Genomic DNA, 13,860 nt, shown 5'->3' on the forward strand with positions numbered 1-13,860 from the left:
GCGTCCCCTGTCCCAACCGCCCGCGCCCGCGATTCGCCGGCCCGTGCCCGCCGGATGTGTCCGGGGCCGATCTTGGCCTGCGTTTAATCGCGCGATCCGAATGCCTGCCCTTGGTATCATCGCGCACACTTTTATGACGGTTTGATGGCTGGAAGGTCTTTTTTCGTGAACGCTCTCTTTCACCGGTTGCGGCATCCTCACGCCCGCCTCTTCTCCCTGATCACCCTGGCGCTGATCGTGCCCGTGTGCCTGCGTGCGGCGCTGGGATGGTCGTCCACGTTCGGTTACCTGTCGGACCTGGCCATCGGCAGCCTGCTGGTGGTGCTGCTGCACCGCCGGCCGTGGTGGCTGGCGCTGCCGCTGCTGCTGTTCTGGGGACTGCTGGCGGTGGCGACCGCGGAGCTTGTCAGCGCCGTCGGCCGCCTGCCGAACCCGGCGGACCTGCATTACCTGATCGACCCGCAGTTCGTGGAAAACTCCACCGGCGGCGGCTTCGCCCATCCCGGCGTGGCCGTTGCCCTGCTGCTGGCCCTGGCGCTGTGGCTGCTGACCCGTTGGGCCGGCCGCACCACCGAAGCCAAGGCATTGCCCCGCGCCGCCTGGGCGGCACCGCTGCTGCTGTTCGGCGCCCATTGGGCCGCGCAGCATGTCGCCCCCAGCGACGCCGACCCGTGGCGCCTGTACAACCTGCCCCATCAATTGCTCGCCGCCCAGGTCGCCGACGCGCAGATGCAGGCCGAAGAATGGCTGGCGGGCGACGTCGAACACACCGCCCCGCCCATGGCCGGGCTCACCGACCTGGACCTGAACGGCCACAAGCTGCTGAGCGCCCCGGGGCAGGCCCGCAACGTCCTGATCGTCGCCCTGGAAGGCATCCCCGGCGCCTACATCGGCGCCAACCGTGAGGCCATCGGCAGCCATTACCGGGAAAACCTCATGCCCAACCTCAGCCGCTGGGCCGAGCGCGGCATGAACACCCCGGACTACGTGCTGCACACCCACCAGACCATCCGCGGCCTGTACGCCATGCTCTGCGGCGATTACGACAAGCTCGACAACGGCACGCCCAAGGGCGTCGAGATGCTCACCCAGAACGAACGCAACCAGGCCTGTCTGCCGTCCCAACTGCGCCAGCACGGTTTCGCCACCCACTACCTGCAAGGCGCCGGCCTGCGGTTCATGGCCAAAGACAAGATCATGCCGCACATCGGTTTCGATGCGACCCACGGCCTTGAATGGTTCACCCGCGCCAACTACCTGGAATTCCCGTGGGGCAAGGACGACAAGGCGTTCTTCGAAGGCGCGCTGGACTACGTCGCCCAACTGAAGAAGCAGAAGCAGCCGTGGATGCTCACCCTGCTGACCGTCGGCACCCACCAGCCCTACTCCGCGCCGGACGAGTACCTGCAACGCTACGACACGCCGAAACAGGCCGCCGTCGGGTATCTGGACGATGCGCTGGAAGTGTTCCTGACCGGCCTCGAACGCCAGGGCGTGCTCAAGGACACGCTGGTGGTGATCACCTCCGACGAGTCCCACGGCATCGACGGCGTGCGCCTGGCCTCGTCCTGGGGCTTCAACCTGACCCTGGCCCCGGAGCACGCGCAATTGCCGCGGCTGAACGCAGGCGTCTACGGCCATGTCGACCTCAGCGCATCGATCCTCGACTACTTCGACCTGCCGGTGCCCACCGCCCTGAGCGGCCGTTCGCTGTTTCGCGACTACGACACGGGCCGCGAGATCATGTCCTTCACCAACGGTAAGCTGCGCTACCACAACGGCCAGGGCGTGCTGACCGAGTGCGACATGCCGCGCCGCTGCCGGGATTACGCCAGCGCCGGCTTCATCGCCGACAGCGCCACGTTCAAGGGCAACGCCAGCGGCCAGAGCGCACGGCAGATCGCCGCCCGCGCCACGGCGCTGGACCTGTCGCTGCTGCGTTCGCCGCTGAATCAGCGCTACCAGTTCGGCAGCTCCAACGTGATCCCGCTGCAGGCGCAGATCAAGGACGACTGGGCCGACAACCTGATCGGCGCGCAGTACCTGGAGATGCCCAAGGGTTCCCACACCCGCGTGCGCCTGACCGTGCGCTCGGTCGATCCGGCGCAGGCCGCCTTCATCCAGCTCAAGGCCAAGGAAATGGAGCAGGACGTGCAACTGGGCCTGCCGACGGAAATGGTCGCCACCGCCGATCAGCCGCTGGAGATGGACTTCAGCTTCGACAACCCGATGGCGCGCAAGGCGTTCTCCTTCCACCTGCTGGGTTACGGGGCGGGCGCGGTCGAGGTCAGTGACTTCAGCGTGATCACCGAACTGCCCGGCCAGGATGACCTGCTGGACGAAGTGCCGGCGGACGACACGGCGCAGTCGAGCTGAGGCCGGCGCCGACGTCCCGCCTAGCGTGGGACGTCGGCGGATCCGTGGATCAGAACGTGGTGCGCAACCCCACCTGGATGCTGCGCCCCTGCGCCGGCGCAATGTCGCGCAGGATCGAACTGGCGTAGCGTACGGTCTGGTCAGTCAGGTTCTCGGCATTGACGAAGGCCAGCCATTTGCTCCGGCCGACATCGAAGTTGTAACCCACATTGGCCCCCAGCGTGGTGTAGCCGTCAGTTCGGCTTTCGTTGTCCGGCACGCGGTGCTGCGAGCTGGCGTGCTCGACATCGAGCCGCGCCTGCCAACGGTCCAGGCTCCAGACCAGCCCGCTGTTCAGGCGCAGCGGCGCGATGCGCGGCAGGTCTTGGCCGGTGTCGAGGTTTTTCGCCCGGGTGTAGTCGCCGGACAACTCCAGGGCGAATTTGCCGTAGGCGTTTTCGCCGAGCTCCCAGCGATCCTGCGCCTCGATTCCGCTGAAGCGCGCACGCACGCCCGAATAGGCGTACTCCGGCATGCCGTCGGCGTCTTGTTCGCCTTCATCATTGAGCGTGCGACCGGTACTCAACAGGCCGATGTAGTTGGAGAAGTGGCTGTAGAACACACCGACGCTGCCCTTGTGGGTGCCGTTGTCGAAACGCAGCGCCAGGTCGCTGGACACCGCCTTCTCTTTCGACAGGCCGGCATCGCCGACCTCGTAGGTGCCGGTAGCCACGTGGGCGCCGTTGGCATACAGCTCGTAGAACGTCGGCGCCCGTTCGGTGTAGCCCAGGGTCGCGGCGACCGACCAGACAGGCGTCAGGGTGTACACCGCACCGGACGACAGGCTGCCGGCGGTGAAGTTGCTGGAGCGGCCGGCCTCGGCGAAACGCTCCTTGCCTTTGGCGTCGGGGTCGACGGTGGTGTGTTCCAGGCGTCCGCCCAGGGTCAGCAGCAACCGGTCCGTGGCTTGCAGTTCCTCCAGGAGGAACAGCGCGCCGGCGTTGGTGTCGGTCTGCGGCACGAACGCTTCTTCGCCCAGAGCAGAGAATTCATTGCGGCTGACCTGGGCGCCGATCACACCATTGAGCGGCCCCAGCGGCTGGTGCCGGGCCTCGACCCGCGCTTCGTATCCTTTGTTCTTGAAGGAGGTGCCGGTTTCGCCGCCTTCGATTTCCCGGTGTTCGTAATCGGTGTAGCCGGCGTCGAACTTCACCGAACTGAAGGGGCCGTCCAGGTTGCGGATTTCCGAGGCAAAGGCGTAGTGGTCCTGTTGCATGCGGATGCGCACGTCGTCTTCGGCGGGCGAGCCGTAGTTCGAATCGTAATGGCTGTAGGAAAGACCGGCATAACCGTCGTCCCAGGTGTAGGAACTCCCCACCGCGCCGCCGTCCTGGCGACCGTCGCTGTTGGCCAGACGGTGCTTTTTCGCATCACCGTCATCGTCGGCGCGTTCACGGCCGGTCTTGGCGTAGCCGGGGATCTTCAGGTCGTTGAACTCCCGGGCGCTGGCGTCTACGTGCAACGCAAATTGCCCATTGCCCGCCTCCAGCTTGCCGGCGCTGCTGCGGGTGGTGTCGGCGCCGCCATAGCGCAACTCGCCGGCACCGTGAATGCCGTCGATGGCTTCGGTGGGAATGCGGTTGTCGAAGGTGTTGACCACCCCGCCGATGGCGCTGCCGCCGTACAGCAGCGCCGCCGGGCCACGGACGATCTCGACGCGCTCGACGTTGACCGGATCCAGCGGCACCGCATGGTCATAGGACAGCGACGAGGCGTCCAACGCGCCGACGCCGTTGCGCAGGATGCGGATGCGGTCGCCGTCCTGGCCCCGGATGATCGGCCGGCTCGCGCCGGGGCCGAAGTACGACGATGAAACGCCCGGTTGCTTGTTCAGGGTTTCGCCGAGGCTGCCCTTCTGCTGAAACGTCAGGTCATCGCCGGACAGCACCGTCGACGGCGCTGCGAGGGTCTGGCTGCCCAGCGGGTTGGCGGTGATGACCTGCGGTTGCAGTTCGAGGGGTTCGGCGGCGACCAGGGGCGATGCGAACAGCAGCGCAGCGGCCAGGGGCGTCAGGCGCCAAGGGAGAGGACGGGCAGACATTTCTGGATTCCATAGACAGAAGAGTGAACGTCGCCGGCAGTCATGGACGACACACCGAGACAGGATGAAACAAAATTAATGTTATACAATAACATTTCTATTTGCCATCACTGTTCTGCCAGCCGAGATGCGGCAACCGCTCAACCACGCGGTTCTCGCGGGTGCATCCCACGTATCAACACGGCGCATCACCCCGTAAAGACCTGAAAGCTTTCCCCTATCGGCCTCCAATAGTCGGCCTATTAGCCGACTGCCGGAGTCGGGACTAGCCTTACTAGTCCGAAGTCGGCACGAGCCGGCCGCAGAAGACCTGATAAGGACCCGGACATGGCAAACGAATCGAAATGCCCGTTCAATCACGCCGCCGGCGGTGGCACGACGAACCGCGACTGGTGGCCCAATCAACTGAACCTGAAGATCCTCAGCCAGCATTCGCCCAAGTCCGATCCGCTGGGCAAGGACTTCGACTACGCCAAGGCCTTCAAGAGCCTGGACTTCCAGGCCCTCAAACGCGACCTGACGGCGCTGATGACCGACTCCCAGGACTGGTGGCCGGCCGACTTCGGCCACTACGGCCCGCTGTTCATCCGCATGGCCTGGCACAGCGCCGGCACCTACCGCACCGCCGACGGCCGCGGCGGCGCCGGCTCCGGCCAGCAGCGCTTCGCACCGCTCAACAGCTGGCCGGACAACGTCAGCCTCGACAAGGCCCGGCGCCTGCTGTGGCCGATCAAGCAAAAGTACGGCCGCAACATCTCCTGGGCCGATCTGATCGTGCTGACCGGTAACGTCGCGCTGGAGTCCATGGGCTTCAAGACCTTCGGCTTCTCTGGCGGCCGCCCGGACGTCTGGGAACCCGATGAAGACGTCTACTGGGGTTCGGAAACCACCTGGCTCGGCGGCGACAACCGCTACGGCAAAGGCCCGGACGTGCAGCCGCCGGGCGACGGCACCCTGGTGGCCGAACCGGCCATCCACGGCAGCGAGGAAAGCCGCACCAACCAGGGCGAGCGCAATCTGGAAAACCCGCTGGCCGCCGTGCAGATGGGCCTGATCTACGTCAACCCGGAAGGCCCTGAAGGCAATCCCGACCCGGTGGCATCGGCCAAGGACATCCGCGAAACCTTCGGCCGCATGGCCATGAACGACGAAGAGACCGTGGCCCTGATCGCCGGCGGCCACGCGTTCGGCAAGACCCACGGCGCCGGCCCCGCCGACCATGTCGGCCCGGAACCGGAAGCGGCAGGCCTTGAGCAGCAGGGCCTGGGCTGGAAAAGCACCTTCGGCACCGGCAAGGGCGGCGACGCCATCACCAGCGGCCTGGAAGTGACTTGGACCACCACGCCGACGAAATGGAGCAACAACTACCTGGAGAACCTGTTCGGCTACGAATGGGAACTGACCAAGAGCCCCGCCGGCGCCCATCAGTGGAAACCGAAGAACGGCGCCGGCGCCGGCACCATTCCCGATGCCCACGACCCCGGCAAACGCCGCGACCCGACCATGCTGACCTCCGACCTGGCCCTGCGCTTCGACCCGGCCTACGAGCAGATTTCGCGGCGCTTCCTGGCCAACCCCGATCAACTGGCCGACGCCTTCGCCCGGGCCTGGTACAAGCTGATCCACCGCGACATGGGCCCGCTGTCCCGTTACCTCGGTCCGGAAAATCCCAACGAGGAACTGCTCTGGCAGGATCCGATCCCGGCGGTCGATCACCCGCTGGTGGGCGACAGCGAAATCGCCGAGCTCAAGAGCAAAGTGCTCGCCTCAGGGCTCACGGTGTCGCAGTTGGTCTCCACCGCTTGGGCCGCCGCATCCACCTTCCGCGGCTCTGACAAACGCGGCGGCGCCAACGGCGGGCGTCTGCGCCTGGCGCCTCAGGTGTTCTGGGCGGCGAACCAGCCCGAGCAACTGGCCAAGGTGCTGGCGACACTCGACGGCATCCGCAATCAGTTCAACGACAGCCATGGCGGCACGAAAATCTCCTTCGCCGACCTGATCGTGCTGGCCGGCAATGCCGGCGTCGAACAAGCGGCGAAAAATGCCGGGCATTCGGTCACCGTGCCCTTCTCGCCCGGCCGCACCGACGCCACGCAAGACCAGACGGACGTGGACTCCTTCGGTTTCCTTGAACCGCACACCGACGGCTTCCGCAACTACGCCAAGGCCACGTACCGGGTATCGGCCGAAGCGCTGCTGATCGACAAGGCGCAACTGCTCACCCTGTCGGCGCCGGAGATGACCGTGCTGCTCGGCGGCCTGCGGGTGCTGGACACCAACGCCGGCCAAACCAAGCATGGCGTGTTCACCGACCGTCCCGGCACCTTGACCAACGACTTCTTCCGCAACCTGCTGGACATGGGCGTCGAATGGGCGCCGACGTCGAAAGCCGCCGATGAGTTCGAAGGCAAGGACCGCAAGACCGGCAACGTGAAATGGACCGCGACCCGGGTGGATCTGGTGTTCGGCTCCAACGCGCAGCTGCGTGCGCTGGCCGAGGTGTACGCCAGTGCCGATGCGAAGGATCAGTTTGTGAAGGACTTCGTGGCAGCGTGGAGCAAGGTGATGGAGCTGGACCGGTTTGACCTGAAATAGCGTCAAGCCAAAACCGGTGGGAGCGGGCCTGCCCGCGATGACAGACACTGACGCATTGCCTGGTCAGACGTCATCGCTGGCAAGCCAGCTCCCACAGGGTTCTGTGGAGTGACCGGCACCTGGATCAACCCCACATCCACATCAGGCCGGGCTCCCACAGGGTTTTGTGGGGTTGCCGGCTCTTGGCCAGCCCCACATCTACCTCAGGCCAGGCTCTTGCTCACCACTTCATACACATCGCTGGACAGCTGGCCGGACGCGAGGATCCGCTCCAGTTCGCCCTTCATCAGCGCCTGACGGGCGCTGTCGTATTTGCGCCAGCGGGTCAGCGGCGCCAGTTGCCGCGAAGCGATCTGCGGGTTGAGCGCGTTCAGTTCGATCACAAGGTCCGCCAGGAAGCGATAGCCCGAACCGTCCGCCGCGTGGAAGTTGATCAGGTTCTGCCCGGCGAACGCGCCGATCAGCGCACGTACCTTGTTCGGGTTCTTGATGCTGAACGCCGGGTGCTGCATCAGCGCCTTCACCCGGGCCAGACCGCCCGGCAAGGTGCTGCCGGCCTGCACGCTGAACCACTGGTCCATGACCAGCGGATTGTCCTTGAAGTGCTCGGCGAACGTGGCCAGGGCCTTGGCCTTCTGCTCCTCGAACGGCGAGTTGACCAGCACGGCCAGCGCCGTCAGGCGTTCGGTCATGTTGTCGCAGGTGTCGAACTGCTCAAGCGTGGCGGCGAGCACCTCAGGCTTGCCGCTGAGCATCAGGTACGACAGCGCGATGTTCTGCAGCGCACGGCGGGCGAAGTGCTCGGCTTCGGCCACGTACGGCGTCTTCTTCGACAGGTCGCGGTTGGCCTGGTAACGCAGCCACAGCGCTTCGAACAGGTTGTCCGCCAGTTGCCGGCGGGCGAACTCCCGGGCGGTGTGGATCGCGTCGACGTCGGCCGTCTCGCTGATCTCGGTCAGGTAGGCTTCGCTCGGCAGCGACAGCATCTCCGCGACCATGGCCTGGTCCAGCGACTCGTCGGCCAGCACGGTGCGCAGGGCCGACACCAGGCGCGGATCCAGCACCAGGGGCTCACCCTTCTGCTGTTGGGCGATCAGTTCCTGCAGCACCAGCACCGACAGTTGCTGACCGGCATCCCAACGGTTGAAGCCGTCGCTGTCATGCTGCATCAGGAACATCAGCTGGTCGCGGCTGTACGGGAAGCTGAGCTTCACCGGCGCGGAGAAGCCGCGCAGCAGCGAAGGCAGCGGCTGCTCGGCGACGTCGACGAAGGTGAAGGTCTGCTCGGCCTCGGTCACCGAGATCACCCGGGAGGTGCCCTGCGCCGAGGCTTCGCCCGCCAGGCGCAGCGCGACGGCGTTGCCCTGGCTGTCCAGCAGGCCCAGCTCGACCGGGATCACGAACGGTAGCTTCTCGACCTTGTCCGGGGTCGCCGGGCAGCTCTGGCGGAACGTCAGGCTGTAGGTCTTCGCAGCGGCGTCGTAGGACTCGCTCACCGCCAGGCGCGGCGTGCCGGCCTGGCTGTACCAGCGCTTGAACTGGGTCAGGTCGACGCCGTTGGCGTCCTCCATGGCCTTGACGAAATCGTCGCAGGTCACGGCCTGGCCGTCGTGGCGCTGGAAGTACAGGTCGCTGCCCTTGCGGAAGCCCTCGGCACCCAGCAGCGTGTGGATCATGCCGACCACTTCCGAGCCCTTCTCGTAAACGGTGAGGGTGTAGAAGTTGGAGATCTCGATGAAGCTGTCCGGGCGCACGGCGTGGGCCATGGGGCCGGCGTCTTCGGCGAACTGGTGGGTGCGCAGGTACGCCACGTCCTGGATGCGCTTGACCGTGGCCGAGTTCATGTCCGAGGAGAAACCGGCGTCGCGGAACACGGTGAAGCCTTCCTTGAGCGACAGCTGGAACCAGTCGCGGCAGGTCACGCGGTTGCCCGACCAGTTGTGGAAGTACTCGTGGGCGACGATGGCCTCGACCCGCTGGTGCGCGGCGTCGGTGGCGGTCTCGGCGCGGGCCAGCACGGCGCTGGAGTTGAAGATGTTGAGGCCCTTGTTCTCCATGGCGCCCATGTTGAAGTCGTTCACGGCGACGATCATGAAGATGTCCAGGTCGTACTCGCGGCCGTAGACCTCTTCGTCCCAGCGCATGGACTTCTTCAGGCTGTTCATGGCGTGCTGGCACTTGTCGATGTTTTCCGGCTCGACATAGATGCGCAGCGCCACGGTGCGCTGGCTCATGGTGGTGAAGCTGTCCTCGACGCACCACAGGTCACCGGCCACCAGCGCGAACAGGTAGGCCGGCTTCATGAACGGGTCTTCCCAGGTCGCCCAATGCCGGCCGTCTTCGCCGGGGCCCGAGGCGACCGGGTTGCCGTTGGACAGCAGCACCGGGTAGCTGTGCTGCTCGGCCACCACGGTGGTGGTGAACTTGCTCATCACGTCCGGGCGGTCGAGGTAATAGGTGATCTTGCGGAACCCTTCGGCCTCGCACTGGGTGCAGAACATGCGGCCGGACTTGTACAGGCCTTCCAGCGCGGTGTTGCTCTCCGGGTGGATGCGCACGCTGGTGTCGACCGTGAAGGTCTCGCTGGCCGGGTGCAGGGTCAGGTGGCTGTCGGTCAGTTGGTAGTCGGCGGCGCCCAGTTCCTGGTCGGCCAGGGTCACCGACAGCAGCTCCAGCTGCTGGCCGTCGAGCACCAGCGGCGGCAGGCCCGGGCCGCGGGCCGGGTTGCGGCGCATCACCAGTTGCGCGTGCACCAGGCTGTGATCCTCGAACAACTCGAAGGTCAGGTGCGTTTCGTCGATCAGGTACTCGGGCGCCTGATAGTCCTTCAGGTAGATCATCTTCGGTTGTTCGGTGCGCATGCTGGCGTCCTTATTGATGCACGGCGAGCTGGTAGGCCGTGTACTTGCGAATGTTGATCACGCCGGTGTCGAAGATCAGGTACTGGCCCTTGATCCCCAACAGGGTGCCTTCGGCAATCGGGTTCTTGTCCAGGTTGAAGCTGACGATTTTGGCCGGGTATTGCTCCACCGGATAGCGGATCTCCAGCGGTTGTACGTCGGTAACTTTCTGAATCGCTTGTAGGCCGAATCGCTGCTGCAGGCCCAGCAGGCCTTCGGCACAGCTGTCGAACAACCGGTCGCGCACCTGCACCAGGTCCACCGCCTCGGCATCGCCCTTGAGCAAGGCGCGCCAGTTGGTCTTGTCCGCCACCTGGGTGCGCAGCAGATCCTCGACGAACCCCGACTGCTGGCGGGTGGCGACACGCAGGATCGGCAGCGCCTGGCTGGCGCCCTGGTCGAGCCAGCGGGTCGGCAGCTGGGTGGCGCGGGTGATGCCGACCTTGATCCCGGAGGAGTTGGCCAGGTACACGACGTGGTCGGTCATGCAGAATTTTTCGCCCCACTCGGGCTCCCGACAGGTGCCGGCATCGTAGTGGCACCGCTCCGGGCTCATGATGCACACGTCGCACTGGGCCAGCTTGGTCATGCACGGGTAGCAGTAGCCCTGACTGAAGCTGGTCTTGGTCTTGCGTCCGCAATGGGTGCAGTGGATCGCCCCCAGGTACTCCAGACGCAGCGTGCTGCCGATCAACGGGTTGACCGGCACCTCGACGCCGTCCAGACGAAACGCGTACTGCACGTCGGCCCCGTCCAGGCGCGCCGACATCTTGCTGATGGAACCGCGGCCGATCTCGATCAATGGATGGCGTCCGACTTGAACAGGATGTTCGGCACTTCGATCGACTTCGACGAGCACTCTTGCGGGCCCATGTAACCGGTGCGCTCTTCCTCGGGCAGGTTCTGGATCTCCCAGGCGATCATCGCCTGCAGCGACAGTTCGCGCTGCTCGGCAGTGAGCTTGTTGCCGTCCGACCACTTGCCGATCTCCACCGCCAGCTTCAGGCTGCGGTAGATGTCCGGGGTGATGTTTTTGATCATTTCGTTGAAAGAGGACATCAGGGTCTCCGGTCTCTTTTTCCAGTAAACGGTTCAGGCGGCCAGTTTACGGCGGTTGTACAAACCGCCCAACAGGCCGGTGAAGCATCCGATGAACAGCCCGCCGACGTGGGCGGCGTTGGCGATCTGGCCGAAGCCGATGGCCGAGACCAGCCCGGACAGGCACACCAGCAGCCACACCAGCATCATCACCAGCACGCCGCGCGGCAGGCGGTAGGCCGGGTTCGGCGCCAGCAGCTGGAAGATCCAGCAGTGCCCGAGCAGGCCGTAGAGCACGCCGGACAGGCCGCCGAACAGGGTCGGGCCGCTGAACAGGTATTGGGCGAAGTTCGACACCAGGCTGAACAGCAGCGTCAGGCCGATCAGGTTGACGCCGCCCTGGCGCGACTCGATGCGCCGCCCCAGCTCCCAGTACCACATGCCGTTCATGGCCAGGTGCAGGATGCCGAAGTGGATCAGCATCGGCGTGACCAGCCGCCACCACTGCCCCGCCGCGAGGCTGTCCGCCAGCGGCGTGAACTGGATGTACTCGCCGACCACGCGGAATTCGAGGAAGGTCAGCCAGCGCATCGTGTCGAGGTTGTCGCCCAGCAGGGTCAGCGCGGCGACGATCAACGTCAGCAGCAGGACGGACGCCGTGGCCTTGGCGTACTTCAGCTGTTCGACGAAGCCCGGACGGCTGAGGGGCTGCCCCGCCGGGATGTCCAGTTGCAGGTCGGGGTCGCCGGCCGGGAAGCGCTCGTACAGCGAGCGCACGTCGTCGCTGATCTCCGCCGGCACCCACAGCACCTGCTCGCCCGCCTCTTCGCTGACGCGGTGGGGCACCTGCATGCGCTGCAGCAGTTTGACGAAGCCGCTCAGGTCCGCCGCCAAGGGCAGACGCAATACCGCCACCGCGCTCATCGCAGCACCTCCGGCCGCTCGACGTCGACCCAAACGAACTTGTGCGGATCGAGGCGGGTTTCCTGATCCAGGCGATAGGCCACCAGCTTGCCGTAGAGCACCGCGCTGTAGTCCAGGCAGGCGAGGTTCGGCCGGATCGGCGCCGGCTTGCCGCTGCGCCAGTAGTGGCCGACGAACAGCAAAGGCTCATCGATGCCGTAGCGCAGCAGGCTGTTTTTCTCGCTCGAGGTCAAAGGCTTCTGCGCCACCGGCTCCGGCAACGCGTCGGGCTGGAACACAATGTCGCCGTAGGTCTGCGGATCGTCCTCCCAGAACTTGGTGCGGAAGAACGAACGCACCAGGCCGTCGCCGCTGGTCATCGTCAGGCCGTCCGGCAGGCGCATGTCGGTGCCGCGCAGCAGGCGGTCGAACACGGTGCAGGCGAAGCTGCCCGGCACGGCCGAGGCCTGGAGGAAGTGTTCGTCAATGCGCGCATCGGGGAACAGGCCGCGCAACGGTTCGATCATGCCGGCGTCCCAGCAGGCGTGCACCACGCGGAAACGCCCGGCGTCCGCCACCAGCGGCAGTTCGTAGAACCATTGCAGGAAGTCGTGCCAGTCGTGCGGGTGCTGCTCGAATTGGGTCAGGGTCTCGTGCAGCAGGCGCGCGTGGCGCGGCGTGTGCTCGCGCACGAACTGCTTGCCGCTGCCGGGCAGCGCCGGCGTGCTCCAGCCCAAGGCGTTGAATTCGTGGTTGCCCATGATGCACAGCGCTTGGCCGGCCTCGACCATGTCGTGGACGATGTGCAGCGCCTCGCGGATCCGCGGGCCGCGGTCGATGATGTCGCCGACGAACACCGCCATGCGCGACGGATGCCGCCAGACGCCGCCCTGCTTGTGGTAGCCGAGCCGGTCCAGCAGATGCTCCAGCGTCAGGGCGCAGCCGTGCACGTCACCGATCAGGTCGTAACTTCGCGCAGGATCGAGCATCACTCGCCTCCGCCACCCAGCCTGCTGCCCCAGCCGAGCTTGGTGCGGCAGACTTCGTAGTAGTTGTGGTCCAGCGGATGGATCAGGCGCAGCTTCTGCGCCTTCTTGCTGACGGTGATGGTGTCGCCCGGCGCGCAGGTGAAGTGGTTCTGCCCGTCGCAGGACACTTGCGGGTAGATCTGCATATCTTTGGACACGACGATTTTCAGCTCACTGTTGCCATCGACCACGATGGGCCGCCCGGACAAGGTATGGGGGTACATCGGCACAATCACAATGGCGTCGAGCTTGGGATGCATGATCGGGCCGCCGGCGGACAGCGCGTAGGCCGTGGAACCGGTGGGCGTGGAGACGATCAGGCCGTCGGCCTTCTGGCTGCAGACGAACTGGCCGTCGATGTACAGCTCGAACTCGATCATCCGCGTCGACTTGCCGGGGTGCAGCACCACGTCGTTCAGCGCATCGCCCTGGCCGATGGCTTCGGCGTGGCGGCGCACTTCGGCCTGGAGCAGGAAGCGGTTCTCCACCAGGTAATGGCCGTCGAGCACTTCGGCGACCTTGACCTCCAGCTCGTCGGGGCGGATGTCGGTGAGGAAGCCGAGGCTGCCGCGGTTGATCCCCAGCACCGGTATGTTGTGCCGGGCCAGCGCCCGGGCGGCGCCGAGCAGGCTGCCGTCGCCGCCGACGACGATGACCATGTCGCAGACCTCGCCGAGCATCTTGCGCGAGGACGTCTGCAGGCCGTGGCCCGGCAGGACTTCGGCGATGGTGTCTTCGAGGATCACGTGCAGGTGGCGATCGAGCAGAAAGCGTTTCAGTCGGCGGACGGTATCCAGCACCTGGGAGCTGCCCAGGCGACCGATGATGCCGATATTGCGAAATTGCTCCATGGGACTCCTGCGGGGCGGATGCGGCGAAAAGCACGATTATGGGCGAAAGCGGCGCATAGACAAAATCCTTTCAGCCACAAGGGCGTACC

General features: G+C 65.7%; 9 protein-coding genes. 2 read left to right on the forward strand and 7 right to left on the reverse strand.

Going from position 1 to position 13,860, the window contains the following annotated elements:
* The first annotated feature begins 165 nt into the window (after window positions 1–165).
* Window positions 166–2,376 carry an LTA synthase family protein gene (locus CAG41_RS19060; RefSeq protein WP_085707329.1) on the forward strand — a complete coding sequence of 737 codons (2,211 nt, stop codon included), beginning with the start codon at window positions 166–168 and terminating at the stop codon, window positions 2,374–2,376.
* Window positions 2,377–2,425: 49 nt separating this feature from the next.
* On the opposite strand, the gene CAG41_RS19065 is transcribed toward CAG41_RS19060, so the two are convergent.
* A complete protein-coding gene (locus tag CAG41_RS19065) occupies window positions 2,426–4,456 on the reverse strand; it encodes a TonB-dependent receptor (RefSeq protein WP_085707330.1) in 2,031 nt (676 codons plus the stop codon).
* A 327-nt stretch (window positions 4,457–4,783) separates the two neighbouring features.
* On the opposite strand from CAG41_RS19065, the gene katG reads away from it, so the two are divergent.
* The gene (katG, locus tag CAG41_RS19070) at window positions 4,784–7,051 is read left to right on the forward strand and encodes a catalase/peroxidase HPI (protein ID WP_085583591.1); all 2,268 of its coding nucleotides are present in this window, start codon (window positions 4,784–4,786) and stop codon (window positions 7,049–7,051) included.
* Between the two features lie 203 nt (window positions 7,052–7,254).
* On the opposite strand, the gene pepN is transcribed toward katG, so the two are convergent.
* The 6 genes from pepN to CAG41_RS19100 are packed head-to-tail and all read right to left on the reverse strand — an operon-like array spanning window position 7,255 to window position 13,771.
* Window positions 7,255–9,912 carry an aminopeptidase N gene (gene pepN, locus CAG41_RS19075; RefSeq protein WP_085583589.1) on the reverse strand — a complete coding sequence of 886 codons (2,658 nt, stop codon included), beginning with the start codon at window positions 9,910–9,912 and terminating at the stop codon, window positions 7,255–7,257.
* A 10-nt stretch (window positions 9,913–9,922) separates the two neighbouring features.
* Window positions 9,923–10,753: a DUF2797 domain-containing protein gene (locus CAG41_RS19080; RefSeq protein WP_085583586.1), complete on the reverse strand. Its 831-nt coding sequence runs from the start codon at window positions 10,751–10,753 to the stop codon at window positions 9,923–9,925.
* Entirely contained in the window at window positions 10,750–11,010 is a 261-nt protein-coding gene (locus CAG41_RS19085) for a YeaC family protein (RefSeq protein ID WP_085583584.1), read from the reverse strand. Before CAG41_RS19085 ends, CAG41_RS19080 begins: the two co-directional genes overlap by 4 nt.
* Before the next feature lie 33 nt (window positions 11,011–11,043).
* On the reverse strand, window positions 11,044–11,913 hold the full coding sequence (locus CAG41_RS19090; protein ID WP_085583582.1) for a rhomboid family intramembrane serine protease: 870 nt from the start codon (window positions 11,911–11,913) through the stop codon (window positions 11,044–11,046).
* Window positions 11,910–12,884, reverse strand: a complete 975-nt coding sequence (locus CAG41_RS19095) for a metallophosphoesterase (RefSeq protein WP_371857687.1) — start codon at window positions 12,882–12,884, stop codon at window positions 11,910–11,912. The genes CAG41_RS19090 and CAG41_RS19095 overlap by 4 nt, the downstream gene beginning before the upstream one ends.
* The gene (locus tag CAG41_RS19100; protein WP_085583578.1) at window positions 12,881–13,771 is read right to left on the reverse strand and encodes an NAD(+) kinase; all 891 of its coding nucleotides are present in this window, start codon (window positions 13,769–13,771) and stop codon (window positions 12,881–12,883) included. The genes CAG41_RS19095 and CAG41_RS19100 overlap by 4 nt, the downstream gene beginning before the upstream one ends.
* Window positions 13,772–13,860 lie beyond the last annotated feature (89 nt).

Origin of the sequence: Pseudomonas sp. B35(2017), assembly GCF_002113645.1 — a bacterium.
In the GTDB taxonomy this organism is placed as follows: Bacteria; Pseudomonadota; Gammaproteobacteria; order Pseudomonadales; family Pseudomonadaceae; genus Aquipseudomonas; species Aquipseudomonas ekonensis.

Coding starts and splice junctions, on each gene's coding strand:
- CAG41_RS19065 (WP_085707330.1), bottom strand. CDS start 4,456: ATGTCTGCCCGTCCTCTCCCTTGGCGCCTGACGCCCCTGGCCGCTGCG.
- katG (WP_085583591.1), top strand. CDS start 4,784: ATGGCAAACGAATCGAAATGCCCGTTCAATCACGCCGCCGGCGGTGGC.
- pepN (WP_085583589.1), bottom strand. CDS start 9,912: ATGCGCACCGAACAACCGAAGATGATCTACCTGAAGGACTATCAGGCG.
- CAG41_RS19085 (WP_085583584.1), bottom strand. CDS start 11,010: ATGTCCTCTTTCAACGAAATGATCAAAAACATCACCCCGGACATCTAC.
- CAG41_RS19090 (WP_085583582.1), bottom strand. CDS start 11,913: ATGAGCGCGGTGGCGGTATTGCGTCTGCCCTTGGCGGCGGACCTGAGC.
- CAG41_RS19100 (WP_085583578.1), bottom strand. CDS start 13,771: ATGGAGCAATTTCGCAATATCGGCATCATCGGTCGCCTGGGCAGCTCC.